This window comes from Paenibacillus sp. YSY-4.3 (genome assembly GCF_054767475.1).
Genome location: NZ_BAABMC010000017.1, coordinates 14,431 through 36,068, shown reverse-complemented (window position 1 = coordinate 36,068; position 21,638 = coordinate 14,431). Strand labels below are relative to the sequence as shown.

The following is a 21,638-nucleotide window of genomic DNA, read 5'->3' as shown; positions in this document are numbered from 1 at the left end:
TAGTACACTCGCTTTCTGTTGAAATTTAGTTTATTTGAACCCCTCATCACCAGGATGAGGGATGTTGTAACCCCAAGCCGTGCTTATTTTATCGTAATAATGTTGGCTTCTCCAGCTTTCAGCTTGCCTGTTTTGTTCAGCTCGACCGTGGATCCTTCTGGAAGATTGGAGAAAATAATCGGAGAAATCAAGGACTTCGCATTTTCCTTCACATAAGCGATATCCACTTCCATGATCGGCTGCCCTGCAGCTACGAGATCGCCTTCCTCTACAAGCACTTTGAAGCCTTGTCCCTTCAGCTTCACGGTGTTGACGCCGATATGAACCAGCACTTCCTTGCCTCCGTCGGACAAGATGCCAATCGCATGCTTGCTAGGGAACACATTAAACACTTTACCATAAACCGGGGAACAAATCGTCCCTTCCTCCGGCAGCACCGCAAATCCGTCACCCGTCATTTTTTCGGAGAAGACAGGGTCAGGAACTTTCGTAATATCCATCAGCTCACCACTGACCGGCATTACGATATCCTCGGCGATAATCGCTTTACCGTCTTTGCCTGCTTGCTGTTCGGCCTGAGCTGGCTTCTCCGCTGCAGCAGAAGGCAAAATAACTGGGGTCTTACCACTCATTATATCCCCAATTTGGGTCTTAATCGTATCAGATCTTGTGCCAAAAATGGCTTGAATGTTGTTGCCAACTTCCAGAACTCCGGAAGCGCCAAGCGCTTTAAGGCGGTTTTTGTCCACATCCGTTTTCTCCTTCACCTCGACGCGAAGCCGGGTAATGCAGGCATCCAGATGGACGATGTTGCCCTGGCCGCCCAATGCGGCAAGAATGTTGTGCGGCAGCTCATCCTGCGTGGTCTTCCCTCTTTGTTCCCCGCCGTCTTCTTGTGCCGATTCATCCTCGCGGCCCGGCGTCTTCAAGTTGAATTTGCGGATAACGAAGCGGAAACCGAAATAGTAAATCACGGCAAGGATCAAGCCGACAATGATCACGTTCCACCAAGGCGTACGCCCTGGAATTACCCCAAAAATCAGGAAGTCGATCAAGCCGCCTGAGAACGTCATCCCGATTTTGACATCGAGCAAGTGCATCGTCATGAACGACAAACCTGCAAATACGCAGTGTACGACAAACAGCAGCGGTGCAACGAACAGGAACGAGAACTCAAGCGGTTCTGTAATCCCTGTCAAAAATGAAGTAAGCGCGGCCGAACCCATGATCCCGGCAACATATTTCTTGTGCTGAGGCTTGGACTCGTGATAGATCGCCAGCGCCGCAGCCGGCAATCCGAACATCATGAACGGGAATTTACCAGTCATGAATGTACCTGCAGTAAAGCCTACACCGTCGCGAAGCTGCGCCATAAAGATCTTCTGGTCTCCGCGGACGATTTGTCCCGCATTGTTTACGTACTCTCCAAACTCGAACCAGAACGGTGAATAGAAAATATGATGAAGACCAAACGGAATCAGTCCCCGTTCGACGACACCAAAGATAAATGCAGAGAGCGTGCGGTTCTGCTCCAGCATGAAGTGAGATACCGAATTGAGTCCTCCCTGAATCGGTGGCCAAATGATCACCATCGCCAATCCTAGCAGCAAAGACGTTGCAGCAGTCATAATTGGCACAAAACGTTTTCCTGCAAAGAAACCAAGATATGACGGCAGCTCGATTTTAAAGAATCGTTTGTACATCGAGGCTGCGAGAACCCCTACAATGATCCCCCCGAATACGCCTGTCCCCAAGGTCGGTATGCCCAGCACGCTAGCGTAGGCAGGATCTTCTCCGATCATCGAAGGTGTAACCCCGATCACCGTTCCCATGGTCACGTTCATGACCAAATAACCGATTATCGCGGCAAGTCCCGCAACTCCGTCCCCTCCGGCAAGCCCTACTGCTACCCCAACGGCAAACAGCAGTGCCAGGTTCGTAAAGACGATATCGCCGGCATTCATCATCACCGTAGCGATTGCATTTACAGTGGCGTTATCCAGAGCCGGCACGAGATTCAAGAAATCCGGATTTACCAGCATGTTTCCGATACCGAGCAGCAATCCAGCCGCAGGCAGCAGCGCTACAGGCAGCATCAATGCCTTACCTACCCGCTGCAGTACGCCAAAAAAGCGTTTAAACATGTCCATCCTCCTACATACTTTTTCTCTCTTTAACACCGTAACAACAGCAAAAAAGCATAAGCTAATAAAGGCACTATGGATCGCATTTCCTACGGTTATAATACCCCGCATACTGGGAATGCAATCAAAGTACTTTAATCAACTCATGCCTGATCGAATCAGTAACACATTGTCATATGCTATTGTTGGTAATCGACTAGAGTATAGCAAGAAAATTAAATAGGTGTCAAGCTTCTATTTATGATGCACTGTCAACCGATGCAAATGCATGGTCAAATAGCTGATTTCTGCTTGGTATACCGGCTTGTTTAACTTCTGCTCCATCACCCTGGTCAGCCTTCCAGCCAACTGGTACAACTCTGGATATTCCTGACTTAGCAGCGCTTCCAACTTCTCGACGACGGCGACTTTCTCCCCGCGGCGAACGCGCTCGATGGCAAATCGTAAATGAGTCAACAGGCGGGAGTAATCCAGGGAATGGCGCAAAATCCTCATTCTCAGCTCCTCCTCCACCATATTGACGAGATGCGCGATCAGCTGTGTGTGCTCCCGTACCTCGCTGACATGCCGATTCGTCATCGCGCTGTTGATATGGAGGGCAACAAAACCGATTTCGTCCTGGCCCAAGTCCACGCCTAGCCGCTCATGAATAAGCTCGATCGCATACTCGGCCAGCTCGTATTCCATAGGATAGATTTCCCTAGTCTCGAACAAAAAGGGATTATGAATGGCCATATCCTGCTCCGCTCGTTTGATGGCAAACGATAGATGGTCAGTCAAAGCAATGTGAATATGCTCATTCAGCTCTTTATTCGTCTTCTGGGATATATACAAAATGATTTCCCCGATCACTTCGATTAGATGTTCGTCGACCTGGGGAACAAGCTGTTTATACTGCTCCTGCTCCTGCTGGTTCTTTAGGATGAACATCTTCTCAACCGCATCCAGTGGAATCGAGTCACCCTGCCTGCGGTTAAATCCGATGCCCTTGCCAATGACAACGACTTCGCCATGCCCAGGATGATTCGCAATAATTACATTGTTATTCAGCGCTTTGGCCACATGCAGCCTGCTCACAGTTGCACCTCACTTGCCTACAAAATACAAAATACAAAATTTCATGTTACGAATAATAAATTTTACCATAGTACGGCGCAATATAAAAGCGTCTCGCCTTCCAGCGGGACGCTTTATATTGCAGCTTATGCCAAATTTACAAGGATTACTCCCCGTTGTGAAGCATATCCATTGTATGGAATCAGGACTCCTGCTCCGAGGAAGCGGCGGTCTCCTGAACTACAGGCGGCTTGACAGCCCCTGCTTGCAGCGGAGAAGGCGAGCTATGGGCCATTCCCGCAGAGACTGCAGCCGGAGCCTGAGAAGAAGAAGCTGCCGGAAGAGCTTTACCTTGGGTCAAGCCTTTGATCAAACGATCCAGCTCGATGCCGGATACGCTCTTGAGCATTTCCGGCGCGGTAGCCATGAGCTCTGTCACGTAATTGCTTACCCGGGCTGCACCTTCACCTTTGCCGGTATCGACGACGGTGAGCTTGTCGATGGATGAGATCGGGCTTGCGATTTTCTCCGCAAGCTCAGGCAGCATTTTCACAACAATGTCCAAAATCGCGGCCTCACCGAATTTCTGGAACGCTTCAGCCAGTTTCTCCTTCGCTTCGGCTTCGGCAAGACCCCGCAGCCGGATGATCTCTGCGTCGGCCGTCCCTTTTGCCCGTTCAGCGTCCGCAATCGCAAGACCTTCGAGTCGTTTCTGCTCTGCGGAAGCTTTAGCCTGCGTCTCGATGGAGTATTGCAGCGCGTCGGCCTCCCGCATCTTGCGGGCCTTCTCGGCTTCTGCCGCCTGCTCTACCGCATAACGGTCGGCGTCGGCTTTCTTCTTCACCTCGGCGTCATATTGCTTCTGCCGTACCATAATTTCTTTATCCTGCAGGTCAATTTCGCGCTCTTTGCGCACGAGCTCGACCTTCATTTGTTCTTCGACCATCGTCTGCTTTGCGCGCGCCTCCTGGATATGATAAGCCTGGTCAGCTTCTGCTTTCGCCGTGTCTTGCTCCTTCTTAAAGGAGGCGACCTTCAGTTCTTTCTCCTTGGAGGCTTCGGCGATATTCGTATCCCGGAGCAGTTCGGCCTTCTGACCGGACTCCTCGGCCAACGCCTTTTGGATCCGCGAGTCCCGTACCGCCTCGGCTTCAGCAATCTCGGCATCCCGTTTTACGGCAGCAATACGCGGCTTACCAAGCGCCTCTAGATAGCCGTGCTTATCACGTACGTCTTTAATCGTGAAGGAGACGATCTGCAGCCCCATTTTCTTGAGATCCCGGGCAGCGACGCCTTGAACCTCCTGGGCGAATTTGTCCCTGTTACGGTATACTTCTTCAACGGTCATCGATCCGAGAATCGAGCGAAGATGCCCCTCGAGAACTTCTTGGGCTTCTCCTTTAAGCGATTCAATCGGCTTGCCCATAAACTGCTCCGCTGCCGTAGCCACGTCCTCTACCGAGCTGCCCACCTTGATAATGGCAACCCCGTCAGCCGAAACCGGCACGCCTTGCTCGGTATAGACCTCTGGAGTCATGACATCCAACTTATGCGACAGCAATGACATGAACTCCGCCTTTTGGAATATTGGCCAAATGAAGGCCCCGCCACCGCGAACGATTTTGATTTTGCGGCCCGTTTCGTCATCAGAAATATTTTTGCTGCCTAGGAAAGAACCCGTAACAATCATCGCCTCATCTGGACTTACCGTCTTATATCTGGCCCAAAAAGCTAAGCCAAGCACAACGATGACTGCAATAATGATCAGCGGAATTAACACAAAGTCAGGCATACCTTCAAAAAACATCACACCATCTCCCTTTCCTGTCCATTCTCGTAAAGCCTCGAAACCTGCACAACCCCATCCTTGGAATCAATGACAACAACGAGCGTGCCTGCCGGAATCTCTGTGTTATCCCAGCTCGCTGCAATATGTAGCGTGTTGCCTGCCACAAAATTGACCATGATTTCCCCAAAGCCTGCCGCTGGGATCGGTACGGTCACTTCACCCAGCTTGCCTGGAAGCTCTGCTGCAGAGAAGCCCGTCGAGTTCTCGCTGTTCTCCATCGGCTTAACGTAAGCAAAGTAAATAATCACCGACATCACAAGTGCGATTAGAATCGAGAATACAATAACGGCCGCAGAACCAAGACTGGTATACCGAACAAGCAATACGCCGGCCCCTCCGAACGTAGTTACCGCGGAAGCCAAAATAATCGGCTTTAGAAAATCGACGGATAAAATGTCGAATACCCCGTCCAGCCAGCTGCCGACGATATCTCCCAAGATGACGCTGAGTAGAGCAAATACTGCTCCGCCGAGCAAACAGCTCCAGAACATGGCCTCCATCCGCAGCCCCTCCTTTCTGGATGTGTATATAATTAGTAATACGTTACAGGAAGTGGTTTCGTTTCGTTCATTTAACAGGATTCGCGGTAAAATGCAAAAGCCGAGCAAGGTAACCCGCGGGTCCCTGCTCGACTTATATATTGAACGGTCATTATGTTTATACAGCGACCAGAGTAGCAAATCTGCTCGCGCCGTAACGTTACAGGGAACGTTGGTAAATGGCCAGAACGTCCTCTTTCTGCAGCTCCGCGAAATTGCCGAATGGTCCGAACCGCATCGCTTTATCGGCCATCAGCTCCAGCTTGCTGTCATCAATATCGTAATCAGCAAGCCTGCTCGGTGCGCCGATCGAGTTCCAGAACGCGCGCAGCGCGGCGATGCCCTCCTCGGCCACCTGTTGATCGCTCTTGCCGCTCGGATCGACCCCGAATACCTTCTCAGCGAGACGCTTAAAGCGGGGTACGTCATGATGCAGATTATGGCTCATCCAGTTCGGGAACAGAATTGCAAGGCCGCCCCCATGCGGGATATCATACACAGCGGATACGGCATGCTCGATGTTGTGCGTTGCCCAATCTCCGGACAGCCCCATATTCAGCACACCGTTCAGAGCCATAGTGCCACAAAGGAGAATCGTCTCCCGATGGTCGAAGCTCTCCAGATCCTCGATCAGCTTAGGCGCCGTCTCAATAACAGTACGCAGCAGCGCCTCGCAGAACTCGTCCTGCAGCAATGTGTTGGTTTGCTTGTGGAAATAATGCTCAAATACATGCGACATAATGTCGATCATGCCATACACTGTTTGATCTTTCGGCAAAGTAAACGTGTTCTCCGGATCCAAGATCGAGAAAACCGGGTATACGAGCGGGCTGCCCCAGCCCAACTTCTCCTCCGTCGCTTCGTTGGAAATGACAGAGTTGCCGTTCATTTCCGAGCCGGTAGCCGCCATTGTCAGCACGGTTCCAAGCGGAAGTGCCGCCTGCGGAACCGCCTTGTGCTCGGCAAAATCCCACATATCCCCGTCGTATTTGGCTCCCGCCGCAATCGCCTTGGCGCAGTCCAGTACGCTGCCTCCGCCTACCGCAAGAACAAGTTCGATCTCCTTCGTCTTGCACAGTTCCACTCCGCGGTGAACGGTGGACAAACGAGGATTCGGCTCAACACCGGCCAGCTCGGTCACCTCAGCCCCGATTTCTTGAAGCTGGGCAATAACCTGATTGTAAAGCCCGCTGCGCTTAATGCTCCCGCCGCCGTATACCAACAGCACCCTTTTACCGTATTTGGGAACCTCCGTCTTCAGTGCCGTTAATTGCCCCTTGCCGAAAATCAGCCTCGTCGGGTTATGAAATTGAAAAGAGTTCATGCAATATGCCTCCCTGGTTGATTATCCCTTTAGATTATGTACTGCACTATAAAGTATACCCTCCTCGCTTTAAGGAAACAATCGGCTTACTTTAGGTGAGTGGGAGCGCATTGCCAGACGTATACTTCCATGATCTAAAAAAAGACTGCCGCCCCGTTCCATTGAACGGGAGGCAGTCTTGAGCTCGGCTAGTCATTTTATATTTCGCGGTACCCCGCGGAGCTGACAAATTTACGGAAGGCCTCGCGTCCGGCAGGCGTCGTCTTGAACACGCCGGCATGCTCCAGAATAGCAGAGAATTTAAGACCGACCTCATTGCGAAGCAATGCCTCGGCTTCTTCTGGGCCCAGGCCGTGCCCATGCGCGGCAACAAGTTCACGAATCCATTCGGCGTGAACCCCTAGCGCAGCCTCACGGCCAGCAAGAACCTCTTCATACAAGCCATGGTTACCGCTTAAGATTTCAGCGATGCGGGCAAGCTCCTCCTTCAGACGTCCAGGAAGAATCGCGAGTCCCATCACTTCGATCAAACCGATGTTTTCCTTCTTAATGTGATGCATTTCCCGGTGCGGGTGGAATATCCCCTCCGGATGCTGCTCATTCGTCCGGTTATTGCGGAGCACGATATCCATCTCATAGCTGCCGTCCCCGCCGCGGCGCACGATCGGCGTTACCGTGTTATGCGGGACGGAATCCCCGTTCTCCTCGGTGAACGCTAGCACCTCGGCTTCCGGATCGCTGTAGCTTTTCCATTTCTCGTATAAATCATCGGCAGCTTGAAGCAGCACATCCGGTTGATGGCTGTTCAGCCGCAGCACAGTCATCGGCCATTTCACGATGGTAGCCGTGACGCCTTCGAATGCTGCATGCCGGAACGCCGCTTCGGCCGGAGCCTTCTCCAGCGGAAACGTATGCCTGCCGCCCTGGAAATGGTCATGAGTCAGGATCGACCCGCCGACGATCGGCAAATCCGCGTTGGAGCCGATGAAATAATGCGGATACTCCGCCGTGAAATCCAGCAGCCGCTTGAAAGTATCCCGCGTCAGTTTCATCGGCACATGATCATGATGGAAGACGATGCAATGCTCGTTATAATACACGTACGGCGAATACTGGAACAACCATGGCTCATCGTTCAACTCGAGCGGAATAACCCGCAGATTCTGCCTGGCCGGATGATTGACCCGCCCGGCGTAGCCCACATTCTCGCGGCACAGCTGGCATTTCGGATAGACCGGAGGAGGCAGCAGCTTGGCCATTGCAATCTCCTTCGGGCTTTTCTCCGGCTTCGATAAGTTGATCGTAATTTCCATCTCGCCGTAAGGCGTCGCCTGATTCCAGTAAATATTGTTCGCCACCCGGTCCATGCGAATATAATTGCTGTCTACAGCAAGGTTGTAGAAATCACGGGTTGCCGCCTCGATGCCTTCATCACGCGCCGTCTTCTTGAACGCGGCGATTGTCTCTGATGGACGGGCCATCAATTGGCCCATGATTCTAGCGTCAAGCAAGTCGCGATACGTGTCGGAATCATCCGGAATGAGGCCGATCGCATATCCATAATCGATCAAGACATCCAGCGGCTCGCGAAGCTCGCGGGCAACAGGCTCCTCCAATTCCGGTATCCACGGCTCATCCAGCCCGAACAGTTCCAGCAGGCGGTTGCGTGTATAATCAAGGTCCCAGTCATCAAACATTCGATGCCCGAGCCCATATTGCAGCAGCCGCTCTATAGCTTGCTGCGCCTCCTGCATCGTTCTTTCTTTAGCTGCCACAGTCAATCCCCTCCTTACTTGAAATCGTCATAGCCGCCCGGACGCGCGTTGTGCCATGCCCAAGCGCTGCGGATGATGTTATCCAGGCTGCTCCGCGTCGGCTGCCATTTTAGAACGGATCTCGCCTTATCCGAGGATGCGATCAGCACGCCCGGATCCCCGGCGCGCCGAGGGCTCATCACGACCTCGAAATCGCGGCCAGTCACTTCGCGCACCTGCTCGATCACTTCCTTGACCGAGAAGCCTTGTCCATTCCCCAGATTGAATATGTTGCTATCCCCGCCCGCGATCAGATGCTCTACCGCAAGCAAATGCGCATCCGCCAGATCGCTGACATGGATATAGTCGCGGATGCATGTGCCGTCCGGCGTATTGTAATCGTCGCCGAAGACGGAAATCGAAGGCCGCTGTCCAAGAGCGGTTTGCAAAATCAGCGGAATGAGATGGCTTTCCGGTCTGTGGTCTTCCCCGATCCGTCCGCTCTCGTGTGCGCCCGCCGCGTTGAAATAACGAAGGGATACGTATTTGATGCCGAGCACCTTATCGAACCAGTCGATCATTCGCTCCATCATCAGCTTTGTCTCACCGTACACGTTCGTCGGGTGTGTCAGGTCGGTCTCCTCGATTGGTACCTTCTCAGGCTCTCCATAAGTAGCGGCCGTCGAAGAGAAGACGATGCGCCGCACATTGGCCGCGTCCATGGCCTCAAGCAGGCAAAGCGTGCCGTATACGTTATTGTCATAATATTTCACAGGTTTCTGCATACTCTCTCCGACCAGCGAGTTAGCTGCAAAGTGAATCACCGCTTCGATCTCGTTCTCAGCGAACAACTTAGCCAGCAGCTCCTTGTCCCGCAAATCCCCTTCATACAGCTTGCCGCCAAGCAGTGCTTCGCGGTGACCCGATTGCAAATTGTCGAGGACGACAACTTCCTTCCCGCGGTCCAGCAATTCCGCCACCGTATGCGATCCGATATAGCCTGCTCCACCAGTAACTAAAATAGCCATCTTATTTCTCCTCCTTCATTTCATGTACTCCATGCCCTACTCCGCAAACATAGAATTCAGCTTCAAGACCCGTGCGGCGCTGATAAGCCTCGCCTACCTGCTTTACGAATGCATCTACAGAATCTTCATGCACAAGGGACACCGTGCAGCCGCCAAAACCCGCTCCGGTCATTCGCGAGCCCAATGTTCCCTCGATGCGGCGCGCTTCCTCTACCATGACATCCAGCTCCATGCAGCTCACCTCATACAAATCGCGCAGGGAATCATGCGACGCATTCATCAGCTGGCCGAAATGCTGCAAATCATTGTTCTTCAGCGCTTCTACGGATTCCAGGACGCGAGCATTCTCCAACACGACGTGCTTGGCCCGGTCCAGCAGCACCTGATCTGTAAAAATTGTCTCCAGCTCTGCCAGGCGCTCCGGCTTCAATTGCGCCAGGTATCCAAGCCCCGGTTCGTGAGCCTGCAGCTGACGCAGCGCTTCATCGCACTGTGAGCGGCGCTCATTGTACTTAGAATCGACCAAGCCTCTTCGCTTGTTCGTGTTGCCGATTACCAGTTTGTAGGCTCCGGTACGGAACGGCACCAGTTGATATTCCAGCGTGTCGCACATGAGCAGGATCGCATGATCCTTGGCGCCGTTCGCAACGGCGAACTGATCCATGATGCCGCTGTTAACGCCGACATAGATATTTTCCGCACGCTGGGACAGGCGGGCAATTTCCACTGTATCAGTCTCTTTCCCCTCCATCGTCAGCAGCGCAAACGCGGTGAGGACTTCAAGCGAAGCGGAGGAGGACAGCCCAGCGCCGTTAGGAATCTCTCCATGAAACAGCAGATCATAGCCGCTGGTCAACGCTGTGCCCAGCTTGCCGAGCTCCGAGATGACTCCAATCGGGTAATCGACCCATTCGCCCGTTTTGGATTGCCCTAGCTCATCCGCCTCGAACTCTGCGGCGTAAGGGAAATTTGCCGAGGCAAAGGTTACTTTCCGGTCAGGACGGCGGCGGACCGCCAGTGTTGTTCCGAATTCCAGCGCTGCCGGCAGAACGTAACCCCCGTTATAATCGATATGCTCGCCGATCAGGTTGACCCGTCCCGGCGCATTGAATACAAATATGCTCTCTTGGCTGCTCCCGTTGCGGGAGAGGAACAATTGCTCCATTTCCTGTTTGTTCAACATGCACACCCCATCTTCATGGAATATTCGGTTCTTGCTATCAGTATAAAGATTCCGCGGCATTTTGATAATGTATGTATGCGAGTTTTGTATGGATAAATATGACCTTCCCAAGTAGAATATAAAGAAGACCAAATATTCACCAAAGCATGAAGGAGGCTCCCCAATGCTGCAAGAAACCTACAGCGCTGCCGCCAACCCCGAAGTATTTGATGAGAGCGACCTGCACATTTTGTTTGCTGGCGAGAGCCAGACCAGACCGGATCACCGCGTCGGTCCAAAAGTCTATGACTATTACTTGCTCCATTTTGTCGAAGAAGGTAACGGAACCTTCCAGACGGAGTATTCCATATACGAGCTGCAGCCGGGAGACGGCTTTCTCATTCACCCGAACCAGCTAGTCAGCTATGCATCCGACCTAGAAACGCCATGGCGTTATCGCTGGATTGCTTTTACGGGAGCAAAGGTGCCCTCGCTCCTGGAGCGGGCGGGCTTGACGCCGCAGCATCCTGTCATTAACGCCCCGGTGGACAGCGGCATTCCCGAGCTGCTAACGTCCGTGCTGCAGGAATTTCGCAGCAAGAAGCCAAGCTCTCACTTGCATTCCCTCGGCTGCCTGCATTTGATCATGTCCGAGGCGGAGGACTCTTATCTTAAGGAATCGACGCTTCCGTCCGGTGAGTCGGCCGTACAAAAAATCGTCAAGCAGATGATTTACTATATTTCAAGTCAATATGCGCATCATGTATCTATTGAAGAAATGTGCGCGAGCCTCGGATATAACCGGGCTTATCTCTCCCGTATTTTCAAAAAGGAGACCGGGCTGACCCCCGTTACTTATTTGCTGAAGCTGAGGATCGATAAATCGCGTCAGCTGCTGCGTGAGCGGCCCGAGCTGTCCATCGAACAAATCTCTTCCTCGGTCGGTCTTAACGATGCGCTGTACTTCTCCCGGCAATTCCGCCGTTTTTACGGACAATCGCCAAGCGAGTACCGGAGAAGCGCCCCTGGAAAATAGCCGGAGCCCGCTTCCCTTTTGCAGGGAAACGGGCTCTTCTATGCGTACGGGACAAAATTAATGGTCTCCATGATTATGAAGGATCGTTTCGATCCGGTTCAATTCCTCGTCGGTGAACTCAAGCTTGCTTAGCGCCTGAACGTTCTCCTCAATTTGACTCACCCGGCTCGCGCCGATCAGCGCGGACGTGACCTTGCCTCCGCGGAGCACCCAAGCGAGCGCAAATTGGGCGAGGCTCTGCCCCCGCGCTGCCGCCATCTGGTTGAGCGCGCGTACTTTGCGCAGCATTTCAGGCGTGATATGCGATTCCTGCAGAGCGCCGGTCGGGTTCTTTGCACGGGAATCCTCCGGGATGCCGTTCAAATATTTGTTCGTAAGCAACCCTTGAGCCAGTGGACAGAAGGCAATGCTGCCAACGCCATTCTCATCTAGGACGTCCTGTAGGCCATTCTCGATCCAGCGATCCAGCAGCGAATAATTCGGCTGATGGATGAGCAGCGGCGTACCCAACTGCTTGAGGATAGAGACCGCTTCCTTCGTCTGCTCCGCTGAATAACTTGATATGCCCACATATAGCGCCTTGCCGGAGCGAACGATATGATCCAGCGCCATCATCGTCTCCTCCAGCGGGGTATCCGGATCAAAGCGATGGGAATAAAAAATATCCACATAATCAAGGCCCATCCGCTTCAGACTTTGATCAAGGCTGGAAATTAAGTATTTACGGGATCCCCATTCGCCGTAAGGACCTGGCCACATATAGTAACCAGCCTTGGAGGAGATCACCAATTCATCCCGGTAGGGTGCCAGGTCTTTCTTCAGCACGGTACCGAACATTTCTTCCGCCGAACCTGGAGGCGGGCCGTAGTTGTTGGCCAAATCAAAATGGGTAATGCCCAAATCAAAGGCTCTGCGAATCATCTCGCGTCCGTTCTCAAACGTATCTACACCACCGAAGTTATGCCATAATCCAAGCGATATGGCCGGAAGCTTAAGGCCCGAACGACCCACACGATTATATATCATCGACTCGTACCGGTCTTCACTAGCAATGTATGCCATTTAGTTCCCTACCTTCCTGCTGTAAATTATCTTTCGAAAAATATCATATCTCGTTCAAACCCCTTTGGCAAGAAAGAAGAAAACGTTTTCGCCTCATGGCAATCCCTTTCAGCTCCCGGCTTTGAGCAGCGATTCCACCTGCCCAAGCACCCCGCCAATCGGCTCGGTAATCAGCAAATCGGCCTGGTTGTCATAAGCAGTCGGCGAGGCATTCAACAGTACCGTCCGTTCTCCCCGAAAATACGTGATCAGGTGAGCCGCCGGCTGAACGGTCAAGGAAGTTCCTCCGATCAGCAGCAAATCCGCTTCACTGATCGCCTCAACCGTCTTTTCGATAACCTCGTTATCCAAGTTCTCACCGTACAATACAACATCGGGTTTAATGGTCCCACCGCAAGCCTGGCATGTTGGCACAGGATCGCCCGTGCGCATAATTTCCTCCAGACTATAAAACCTCCTGCAGTTCATGCAATAGTTCCGATGTATGGAACCGTGGAGCTCCAGCACGCTGCGGCTTCCTGCCTTCTGATGAAGGCCGTCGATATTTTGGGTAATGACCGCATCCAGCTTGCCTTGTTCCTCCAGCCAGGCCAAGAAATGATGAGCCGGGTTCGGTTCGGCATGGAGATGGATCATCTTCGTTTTGTAGAAGTCATAGAATACCTCCGGATGACGGTCAAAGAACGGCCGGCTCAAAATTTCCTCTGGAGAGTACGGCGAGGCTTTCTCCTGCTGATATATGCCTGCTGCGGAACGAAAGTCGGGAATCCCGCTTTCCGTTGAAATGCCTGCCCCGCCAAAAAATACAATCCTGCGCCCCTCCTTCACCCAGGACGCCAATTGCTCGATTTTATTTAACGTCATTATTCTTTTGCCTCCTTCAGCACTCTCATTTCCAAGAAACTGCGGATAACGACATCCGCATCCAGCAGATATGATTCTCCTCCGCCGTCCGGGGCCAATCCGACCGTCATCCTTGCGCCCGCTTGTTTGCCCATCTGCATATCCCCGTTGCTGTCCCCCACGACGACCGCATGCTCCGGGGCAACACCAAGCTCGCGGCAGGCAAGCACGGCCATTTCGGGGAAAGGCTTGCCGAGGCTCACCCGGTCCCTGCCGACGATCACATCGAAATAGTGCGCGATCCCCATCCAGTTCAAATGCTCGCGTGCTGCTTCCGTCGTATCCGACGTGACGACAGCGAGCCGGACTCCCTGCCCTTGGCAGGCCTCAAGAAAGGCTTCAAGTCCCAGCATCGGCCTTGCATTCCTGCGCTTCTTCAGCTCAATCATCGCCGACGAGCTGAATTGCCTGACCTGAATCAGCGCTTCGTTCCAGGGAACTCCCGCCGCATACAGCTGCCAGGCGAGCAGCGCGGTGACCTCTTCTTCGCTCCCCATCGCTAGCGGCCCGGTCTTATCGTAATCCTCGATCTGCTGCTGCTCATCCAGCTTAAGACCCAACAGGGCTGCTCTGCTGTCGATCCGCCGCGCACCCATCAATTCCAAATGTCCGTCCAGCAAATCCAGCAGCGTCATCGCCCATTCGCCCCAGAGGGCCATGAAATCCAGCAGGGTTCCGTCCTTATCGAATAATATCGCCTGGCATGACACCCTGCATTCCCCTGCCTGCACAATCGCCATGGTCATTCCTTCCCCACCTTCATCGTTCGCTTTTCGTTACCGCTATTGTATATGATTCAATACTTTGCCACAAATGCACGGACTGACAGCGTTTTCCATTGTGATAATAATCACATGTATTGAACTTCAAAAAGAGTACCTTTATTACAGAGATCAGATGCTTAAAATTTTGAATGATTTAAGGCTTGGGGAGGCCGTCAGCATGAACACAAACATCATCCAATCGAATCGGCGCGGAGAGACGTTTTTTCTTAACCTGCGCTTTTTGCTAATCATTTGCGTCTTCATCGGCAATGCGATTGAGCCGTTGATCAAAAATATGGACGCCATGCACGCTTTATATGTATGGATTTTTACTTTTCATATGCCGCTGTTTGTATTCGTTACCGGATACTTCGCCAAAGCCAATCTGCTCGGCCAGCCCGGCCGCAAGCTGATGCTGCAAATCGGCCTTCAGTACATTATCTTCCAAAGCCTGTATTCGGTACTCGACGTTACAGTATTTAAGGTGCAGAACATCCACCACTCTTTCTTTGCACCGTACCTGCTGCTCTGGTTCCTTGCAAGCCATCTGTGCTGGCGCCTGCTGCTCATGATGATGAACAAATGGACGCCCCTTCAACAATTGGCCATATCGCTGGCTCTAGGCGTGCTCGTCGGATATTTGCAAGTGGATGGAACCTGGCTCAGTCTGTCCCGTACCTTTGTGTATTTGCCCTTCTTTATTGCCGGTTACCATTTTTCGTTTGCTTATTTAGAGAAAATCTTCACTCCTACAGCCCGCGCGCTAACCATGGCATTAGCCGCCATTATGCTGGGGGCCATCGTCCTATGGGGACATCTTATCGATGCCGGGTGGCTGTACGGCAGCATGACATATGGACAGCTCGGCCATAACGAGTGGTACGCCGGAGCATATCGACTGGCTCTTTACGCCTTGCAACTGCTGGCTGGGGGCGCTTTTCTCTCATTCGTGCCGCTGCGAGAGAGCAAGCTGACCGACTTGGGCCGGCGTACTTTATACGTGTTCCTCCTGCACGGATTCATTATCCGCCTTGGCGCCGCCTCTCCTTTATATGATCACGTTACGAACGCTGCAGCTTCTTCCATGCTTATTATCGGAGCTGTTCTCCTGACTTTCCTGCTCAGCCATTCCTTCGTCCGAAAATGGACGTCGCCGGTCATTGAACCTCCGGTGCAATGGCTGCTTAATTTGCAGCGCCGGGCATTCCGCCCCTTCCGTACGGCCAGCAAGCATTAACCAGCCGAATGGATAGTCGTTGAACAATATTGCCAATTTTAGAGCCATTTGGCTCTTTTTTTGGTTTCTGGCGTTTCAAACTAACTGGCTGTGGTAAATAAAACATACGCAAAACAATATCTTCGCATAAGGAGTTGATTGAGAATGGCACGCGGAAACGGCAAAATGAGCCGTCAAGAAGCCGGTCGCTTGGGAGGACAGGCCACCTCCAAAAATCACGGCAAAGAGTTCTACCAGGAAATCGGGCAAAAAGGCGGAGAAGCTACTTCCAGAAGCCACAGCAAGGAGTTCTATCAGGAAATCGGCCAAAAGGGCGGAGAAGCCACCTCCGAGAAGCACGATAAGGAGTTCTACCGCCGTATAGGGCGTAAGGGCGGGGAGGCCCGCAACAACAATAACGATAAATAAGGATGGAAATCCATCCGTTCGTAAGAAGAGTTCCAGGTTAGACTGGGGCTCTTTTTTAATCAAAAACCTTTCTTCCAATCCTTATCAAGCGCTAGAAAAAGCGGAATACATATGATAGACTTTAGAGAAAACCTTTAGCGGTGTAAAGTTCCAAAATCACAATATACATTTTATGGGGGGATAGGCAACCATGACTGCCAAGAAAATGCGTTCAGATATGATCAAAAAAGGCTTCGACCGTGCGCCTCACCGCAGCTTGCTGCGCGCTGCAGGCGTAAAGGACGAGGATTTCGGCAAACCGTTCATCGCCGTGTGCAACTCCTACATCGATATCGTTCCTGGCCACGTGCATTTACAGGAATTCGGTAAAATCGTTAAAGAAGCGATCCGCGAAGCCGGCGGCGTACCTTTTGAATTCAACACCATCGGCGTCGATGATGGTATTGCGATGGGGCACATCGGGATGCGTTATTCCCTGCCAAGCCGGGAAATTATCGCTGACTCCCTGGAAACTGTAGTATCGGCTCACTGGTTCGACGGTATGGTATGTATTCCGAACTGTGACAAAATTACACCAGGCATGATGATGGGCGCGCTTCGCGTGAACATCCCGACCGTATTCGTCAGCGGCGGACCGATGAAAGCTGGCGTAGACAGCAAAGGACGTAAACTGTCCTTGACTTCCGTTTTCGAGGGCGTAGGCGCTTATCAAGCCGGCAAGATCGACGATGCCGACCTGCTCGAACTTGAACAATTTGGCTGTCCGACGTGCGGCTCCTGCTCCGGCATGTTCACGGCGAACTCCATGAACTGTCTTGCCGAAGCATTGGGACTCGCAATGCCGGGTAACGGAACGATTCTGGCGGTCGACGAGGCGCGTAAAGATTTTGTAAGACAATCGGCCCGTCAATTGATGGAGCTGATCAAGCTTGATCTTAAGCCGCGCGATATCGTAACGAAAGAATCAATCGATAACGCCTTTGCGCTTGACATGGCTATGGGTGGTTCAACCAATACAGTGCTGCATACCTTGGCTTTGGCTCAGGAAGCAGGCATCGATTACCCGCTGGAGCGCATCAACGAGGTGGCCAACCGTGTACCTCATATTTCGAAGCTGGCTCCGGCATCCGACCATTTCATCGAAGACGTTCACCGGGCTGGCGGCGTAAGCGCCGTGATCAATGAGCTGCTGAAGAAGCCTGGAGCAATCCATGGCGATCAAATGACCGTTACGGGCAAGACGCTTGCCGAGAACGTTGCCGGATGCGAGATTCATGACCACGAAGTCATCCATGCCATCGACAACCCGCATTCCGAGAAAGGCGGCCTCGCCATTCTGTACGGAAACCTTGCACCTGAAGGCTCTGTCATCAAGGTAGGTGCGGTTGATCCTTCGGTCGGCGGATACCATAAAGGTCCTGCCATCTGCTTCGACTCGCAGGAGCAAGCGCTGGAAGGCATCGCAAATGGCAAAGTCAAGGAAGGCCATGTCGTCGTCATCCGCTATGAAGGGCCAAAAGGCGGACCAGGCATGCCTGAGATGCTTGCACCAACCTCGCAAATCGCCGGTATGGGCCTTGGCGCAAAAGTCGGCCTCATCACGGACGGCCGCTTCTCCGGAGCTTCCCGCGGCATCAGTATCGGTCATATCTCTCCAGAAGCAGCAGAAGGCGGACCAATTGCCTTCGTTGAAGACGGGGATATCATCGAGCTGGATCTGAATAACCGGAAAATTGAGCTTCACGTTTCCGATGAGGAAATGGCGCGTCGCCGCGAGAACTGGAAAGGTTTCGAGCCGAAGGTGAAGACCGGTTACCTAGCCCGTTATTCCAAGCTCGTCACCAACGCGAGCAACGGCGGAGTCATGAAAATTTAATTGAATTCAATTTTAAATTGCATTATAAAAGGGGCGGCTCCACTATCACATGTGGAACCGCCCCTTTATTTCATGGACTAACATGGCTGGGTCGAGCTTAAGGCAGTCTCGTTGCTCTCTTCATCGGAGGCGACTTCAGTGCTCTCCTTGGTGGAAAAACGGCGGTGTGACCCGTCCTCAGAGTATTTATCAAGCAAGAGCTCTATAGGCATTACGATAAGCTTTGGAATCAGTTCATGGGAGGAACGCTGCTTTAGGCGATCCCCGCCGGAGGGATGAATAACGCTCATCAGAAATTTTAAGTATAGGCGCGTCGATTTTGCGAAGAAGTTGTCTGGCAGATCGGTAACCGTAAATCCGAACTGCTCCGGACCTCGGTTGATCATGCTTACGCCGTATAGTGCTTTTACGTCCATTAACTCCGGATGGGTCTGTATATACTGTGCAAGCTCGGGAAGCGTCTTCTCAACGCCACGGATCATTTGGATGGCGATTTGCAAGGATGTTCTCGAACGTGAGCCGATTTCGAACAACCGCTTATTGTCGAAATGAAGCTCTAATATCCGGTCGCCGTTCGCAAGCTCTATATCGCCATTCATCATCACCGGCTCACCCCGATACGGACGAATGCGGAAATGAAAGATCGGTTCCTCCTCGTTCGTTGTTCTTAACTGGAAGAGCAAATGGAAAAATTTCTCCCACAGGAGCCATAACGAGACAAGAATACGTTTGCCGAAGGATTGTCTTCCCTTGCGATTCGCCGTGTCCTTTGGCGCTGCTGCCAAGTTTTTCTGACCGCGGAGCTTCCGCTTTGCAGCTTCGCTTTGCTGGATCATATCGTCAATCCGGATCGTGCCGATTCCCTGCTTCTTGGCTTCCTGCAGCACTTTTTCCAGCGCCTTCAGCATTTCCTTGGGCGCTTGCGCATTCGCTCCGAGCGTATTTCCGCAATCATGCAGCAAGAATACTTCGCCGCCCCTCAGCTTCTTCAGCATGCGCTGCGTTAACCGGTCCGCACCCAGGCGCTGGCGCCAATCCCCAAACATCGATGACCACAGTACAATTTGCGTCTCGTTGCGTCTAGCGAAGTCGAACAAATTGACAATCCCCCAAGGAGGTCGGTAGTAGTGCGTATTACTGCCAATAATGTCATGGATAATTTTATTCGTTCGTTGAATCTGCTTCTTAACCGCTGCCGGTCCCATTAACCAGTTCGTCTTGTGCACATAATTATGAATGCCGATCAAGTGGCCATCTTCATGCATTCGCTTGATCAAATCCGGGTATTTCTCCGCATTCGAGCCGACGACGAAAAAGGTGGCCTTCGCTTCGTATTTCTGCAATAAATCAAGGAGCTGCGACGTATATACCGGGTCTGGGCCATCATCGAAGGTAAGGGCAAACTCATTCATTCCGGTTCCTCGCCGAAATACGCGAAAGCCGAACAACCGCGTAATCAAGCCGGGTATGAAAGCGTATAGTGTTGAAATATAAAACAACCACAGCAGCAAAGTCTCCATGTTTTTTCCCCACTTTTCTATCTCATTCACTGACTTTGGCGGGCCCTAAGGCTTTTAGTTTATCCCTTTTATTTTATCATATTAACTCCAAATTTAGGGTCTTTTATTTCATGAATTCTTGCTGCCAGAAGATCCATCACCCTGCGGAACAGTTCCGTAGCCTGATGAGGCGCACCTGTTCTTCGATTCTTCACAAGAACGGCCACCGCGTAGCGGGGCTGCTCCACCGGTCCGTATCCGATAAACCATTGATGATTTGCGGGTTTCCCCGCCGAGACGACCTGGGAGGTTCCGGACTTGCCGGCCAGATGCCACTGTGCATTTTGCAAGGTTTGCCCCGTTCCCTGCTTCACCACCTCTTTCATCCAGCCGCGCAGTATTCTTGCTGTCACTGGAGAAATCGCTCCATAGCTTGAAGGAGCAGTTTGCGGGGGAAGCTCAAGCATTCTGACACCATTTCTAAAATAAATATCCTGAGCCAGCCGAGGTGCCGCGACTTTTCCGTCATGGAGCAAAGTTACCACCAGGTTTGCGGCCTGCAAAGGGGACATCATCACATCACGCTGTCCTAAAGCGGTTTGTGCCCTTACTCCCCCATCTGGACTAACCCCTTTTGCGAAAACGGCTCCCGCTTCCTCTTGATCCATCTGTCTTAAAACCGGACCTCCCCGAAAAGAAGGGTCCTGCCAACCGACCGTTCGTCCAAGTCCCAGTTTGTCCGCAGTACGTTCAATGCTCTCAGCCGTCAATCTCTCGCCCAACTCGGCAAATACAACATTGCAGGACTGGGCAAAAGCCTCCTCCAGCGTAATCGTGCCATGTCCTCCCTCCTTCCAGCAAGAAAGGCCGTATCTTCCATAATGCCCCGTGCATTGAAACATTTCCGACGGAGAAGCAACCCCCTCCTCCAAAGCCGCTGCAGCGATTACGGTCTTAAATATCGAGCCCGGTACCGCAGCCTTCACGGCATGATTGCTCCAATTGCCCTGCTCCAAATCAATATGCCGAGGATTAAAAAAAGGTCGCGATACCATGGCGACGACATCTCCCTGTGCCGCATCCAGCACTACAACTGCTCCTTCACGCATTCCCATTTGCTCGGTCAAGCCTTCCAATCGCTGCTGAATCGTCCGATCCACGGTCGTCCGGACAGATAGCGGATAATAACGGTCATTAGCTGAAGTAAGACGCAGGCCCAATCCGGATATTGGCCGTTTCTGTCCATCCACCGTAAACGCGGCTCGGGTAGATCCGATGCCTCGCAGAAGCGGGTCAAAGGTGCGTTCCAGTCCTGATGCTCCAACTTGCAGCGTTAAAGGGAGCGCACGATTATTTTGTCCGTAGAGGCTGCGTATAAAGTCCGGCCGCTGCGAGACATAGCCCAGCCATTGTTTTCCCGATTTCTCTTCCAAATAGCGCTCCATATAAGGGAGGATCCTAAATCCGCTAACCTGGCTCCATCTCTCCGCCTCATTTCCAGGCAGTGCACGGGGTGCCTGCACTTCGGCGGTTTGCCATATGTACGGATATTGAAGCCTGCTCCATTTCTCTTCCAATTCAGCCGCTGTGATCCCAAGTAAATCAGCCACTTCATGAATATGGGCGGTATCGGGTAAATTTTTGAGCGGAAATAATACGGGAACCCAGACCGCCTTCCCTGTCAATGGTTCACCATACCGATCCAGGAATTGTCCTCTTCCCGGATCCAATTCTATTCCTTCCTCCCGCTGTCGTACGGCCAATTCATTCATCGTCATCCCGGAAGCGCTAATCGTTTTTTCTGCCGAAGCGATTTGAATCCAGACAATCCGAACAGCAAATAAGCAGAGCATAAGCGTAAAACCTATTAGAATATAAAATATGCGTTTTTTTCGAAGTAATGTCATCGTCCTCCACCTTTCCGTCCTCTCATTATTTCCTGGGAAAAGCCGATTCACACTTTACTCGCCATGAAATGAGAAAAACGCCTTGCGGCG

At 52.2% G+C, this 21,638-nt stretch carries 17 protein-coding genes; 4 read left to right on the top strand and 13 right to left on the bottom strand.

From position 1 onward, the window contains the following. Window positions 1-83: 83 nt before the first annotated feature. The 8 genes from ptsG to ACYUJT_RS25190 all read right to left on the bottom strand — a co-directional run bounded on the left by ptsG (window position 84) and on the right by ACYUJT_RS25190 (window position 10,859). The gene (gene ptsG / locus ACYUJT_RS25225) at window positions 84-2,144 is read right to left on the bottom strand and encodes a glucose-specific PTS transporter subunit IIBC (protein WP_460327642.1); all 2,061 of its coding nucleotides are present in this window, start codon (window positions 2,142-2,144) and stop codon (window positions 84-86) included. Window positions 2,145-2,378: 234 nt separating this feature from the next. Next, complete coding sequence (glcT, locus tag ACYUJT_RS25220) at window positions 2,379-3,221, bottom strand: glucose PTS transporter transcription antiterminator GlcT (RefSeq protein WP_460327640.1); 843 nt, start codon at window positions 3,219-3,221, stop codon at window positions 2,379-2,381. A 181-nt stretch (window positions 3,222-3,402) separates the two neighbouring features. After that, entirely contained in the window at window positions 3,403-4,992 is a 1,590-nt protein-coding gene (locus tag ACYUJT_RS25215) for a flotillin family protein (RefSeq protein WP_460327664.1), read from the bottom strand. Between the two features lie 14 nt (window positions 4,993-5,006). After that, window positions 5,007-5,549, bottom strand: coding sequence for a protease (locus tag ACYUJT_RS25210; RefSeq protein WP_460327638.1), 543 nt, complete (start codon window positions 5,547-5,549; stop codon window positions 5,007-5,009). A 199-nt stretch (window positions 5,550-5,748) separates the two neighbouring features. Then, a complete protein-coding gene (locus ACYUJT_RS25205) occupies window positions 5,749-6,912 on the bottom strand; it encodes an iron-containing alcohol dehydrogenase (RefSeq protein WP_460327636.1) in 1,164 nt (387 codons plus the stop codon). Window positions 6,913-7,109: 197 nt separating this feature from the next. Further along, entirely contained in the window at window positions 7,110-8,666 is a 1,557-nt protein-coding gene (locus tag ACYUJT_RS25200) for a UDP-glucose--hexose-1-phosphate uridylyltransferase (protein WP_460327661.1), read from the bottom strand. 35 nt (window positions 8,667-8,701) lie between these two features. Beyond that, window positions 8,702-9,694 (bottom strand): UDP-glucose 4-epimerase GalE, encoded by a 993-nt coding sequence (gene galE / locus ACYUJT_RS25195; RefSeq protein WP_460327634.1) that lies wholly within the window; start codon window positions 9,692-9,694, stop codon window positions 8,702-8,704. Window position 9,695: 1 nt separating this feature from the next. Continuing rightward, a complete protein-coding gene (locus ACYUJT_RS25190; RefSeq protein ID WP_460327659.1) occupies window positions 9,696-10,859 on the bottom strand; it encodes a galactokinase in 1,164 nt (387 codons plus the stop codon). Between the two features lie 181 nt (window positions 10,860-11,040). On the opposite strand from ACYUJT_RS25190, the gene ACYUJT_RS25185 reads away from it, so the two are divergent. Next, window positions 11,041-11,892, top strand: coding sequence for an AraC family transcriptional regulator (locus ACYUJT_RS25185; protein WP_460327632.1), 852 nt, complete (start codon window positions 11,041-11,043; stop codon window positions 11,890-11,892). A gap of 57 nt (window positions 11,893-11,949) precedes the next feature. On the opposite strand, the gene mgrA is transcribed toward ACYUJT_RS25185, so the two are convergent. The 3 genes from mgrA to ACYUJT_RS25170 all read right to left on the bottom strand — a co-directional run bounded on the left by mgrA (window position 11,950) and on the right by ACYUJT_RS25170 (window position 14,597). Beyond that, entirely contained in the window at window positions 11,950-12,954 is a 1,005-nt protein-coding gene (gene mgrA / locus ACYUJT_RS25180; protein WP_460327630.1) for an L-glyceraldehyde 3-phosphate reductase, read from the bottom strand. Between the two features lie 108 nt (window positions 12,955-13,062). Continuing rightward, window positions 13,063-13,818 (bottom strand): NAD-dependent protein deacylase, encoded by a 756-nt coding sequence (locus ACYUJT_RS25175; RefSeq protein ID WP_460327628.1) that lies wholly within the window; start codon window positions 13,816-13,818, stop codon window positions 13,063-13,065. Next, window positions 13,818-14,597 carry an HAD family hydrolase gene (locus tag ACYUJT_RS25170; protein WP_460327656.1) on the bottom strand — a complete coding sequence of 260 codons (780 nt, stop codon included), beginning with the start codon at window positions 14,595-14,597 and terminating at the stop codon, window positions 13,818-13,820. The genes ACYUJT_RS25175 and ACYUJT_RS25170 overlap by 1 nt, the downstream gene beginning before the upstream one ends. A gap of 202 nt (window positions 14,598-14,799) precedes the next feature. On the opposite strand from ACYUJT_RS25170, the gene ACYUJT_RS25165 reads away from it, so the two are divergent. From ACYUJT_RS25165 to ilvD, 3 genes are all read left to right on the top strand, one after another. Further along, the gene (locus ACYUJT_RS25165; protein WP_460327626.1) at window positions 14,800-15,858 is read left to right on the top strand and encodes an acyltransferase family protein; all 1,059 of its coding nucleotides are present in this window, start codon (window positions 14,800-14,802) and stop codon (window positions 15,856-15,858) included. Window positions 15,859-16,002: 144 nt separating this feature from the next. Continuing rightward, a complete protein-coding gene (locus ACYUJT_RS25160) occupies window positions 16,003-16,266 on the top strand; it encodes a KGG domain-containing protein (RefSeq protein WP_460327624.1) in 264 nt (87 codons plus the stop codon). 190 nt (window positions 16,267-16,456) lie between these two features. Continuing rightward, window positions 16,457-18,142, top strand: a complete 1,686-nt coding sequence (ilvD, locus tag ACYUJT_RS25155; protein ID WP_460327622.1) for a dihydroxy-acid dehydratase — start codon at window positions 16,457-16,459, stop codon at window positions 18,140-18,142. A gap of 77 nt (window positions 18,143-18,219) precedes the next feature. On the opposite strand, the gene ACYUJT_RS25150 is transcribed toward ilvD, so the two are convergent. Both ACYUJT_RS25150 and ACYUJT_RS25145 read right to left on the bottom strand, forming a co-directional pair. Then, window positions 18,220-19,662, bottom strand: coding sequence for a polysaccharide deacetylase family protein (locus ACYUJT_RS25150; RefSeq protein WP_460327620.1), 1,443 nt, complete (start codon window positions 19,660-19,662; stop codon window positions 18,220-18,222). Window positions 19,663-19,730: 68 nt separating this feature from the next. Then, window positions 19,731-21,548: a peptidoglycan D,D-transpeptidase FtsI family protein gene (locus tag ACYUJT_RS25145; protein WP_460327617.1), complete on the bottom strand. Its 1,818-nt coding sequence runs from the start codon at window positions 21,546-21,548 to the stop codon at window positions 19,731-19,733. Window positions 21,549-21,638: the final 90 nt, after the last annotated feature.

What these genes read in the sequence shown, in the direction of transcription:
- ptsG (WP_460327642.1), bottom strand. Translation starts at nt 2,144, where the DNA reads ATGTTTAAACGCTTTTTTGGCGTACTGCAGCGGGTAGGTAAGGCATTG.
- ACYUJT_RS25215 (WP_460327664.1), bottom strand. Translation starts at nt 4,992, where the DNA reads ATGCCTGACTTTGTGTTAATTCCGCTGATCATTATTGCAGTCATCGTT.
- ACYUJT_RS25210 (WP_460327638.1), bottom strand. Translation starts at nt 5,549, where the DNA reads ATGGAGGCCATGTTCTGGAGCTGTTTGCTCGGCGGAGCAGTATTTGCT.
- ACYUJT_RS25205 (WP_460327636.1), bottom strand. Translation starts at nt 6,912, where the DNA reads ATGAACTCTTTTCAATTTCATAACCCGACGAGGCTGATTTTCGGCAAG.
- ACYUJT_RS25200 (WP_460327661.1), bottom strand. Translation starts at nt 8,666, where the DNA reads ATGCAGGAGGCGCAGCAAGCTATAGAGCGGCTGCTGCAATATGGGCTC.
- galE (WP_460327634.1), bottom strand. Translation starts at nt 9,694, where the DNA reads ATGGCTATTTTAGTTACTGGTGGAGCAGGCTATATCGGATCGCATACG.
- ACYUJT_RS25190 (WP_460327659.1), bottom strand. Translation starts at nt 10,859, where the DNA reads ATGGAGCAATTGTTCCTCTCCCGCAACGGGAGCAGCCAAGAGAGCATA.
- ACYUJT_RS25185 (WP_460327632.1), top strand. Translation starts at nt 11,041, where the DNA reads ATGCTGCAAGAAACCTACAGCGCTGCCGCCAACCCCGAAGTATTTGAT.
- mgrA (WP_460327630.1), bottom strand. Translation starts at nt 12,954, where the DNA reads ATGGCATACATTGCTAGTGAAGACCGGTACGAGTCGATGATATATAAT.
- ACYUJT_RS25175 (WP_460327628.1), bottom strand. Translation starts at nt 13,818, where the DNA reads ATGACGTTAAATAAAATCGAGCAATTGGCGTCCTGGGTGAAGGAGGGG.
- ACYUJT_RS25170 (WP_460327656.1), bottom strand. Translation starts at nt 14,597, where the DNA reads ATGGCGATTGTGCAGGCAGGGGAATGCAGGGTGTCATGCCAGGCGATA.
- ACYUJT_RS25165 (WP_460327626.1), top strand. Translation starts at nt 14,800, where the DNA reads ATGAACACAAACATCATCCAATCGAATCGGCGCGGAGAGACGTTTTTT.
- ACYUJT_RS25160 (WP_460327624.1), top strand. Translation starts at nt 16,003, where the DNA reads ATGGCACGCGGAAACGGCAAAATGAGCCGTCAAGAAGCCGGTCGCTTG.
- ilvD (WP_460327622.1), top strand. Translation starts at nt 16,457, where the DNA reads ATGACTGCCAAGAAAATGCGTTCAGATATGATCAAAAAAGGCTTCGAC.
- ACYUJT_RS25150 (WP_460327620.1), bottom strand. Translation starts at nt 19,662, where the DNA reads ATGGAGACTTTGCTGCTGTGGTTGTTTTATATTTCAACACTATACGCT.
- ACYUJT_RS25145 (WP_460327617.1), bottom strand. Translation starts at nt 21,548, where the DNA reads ATGACATTACTTCGAAAAAAACGCATATTTTATATTCTAATAGGTTTT.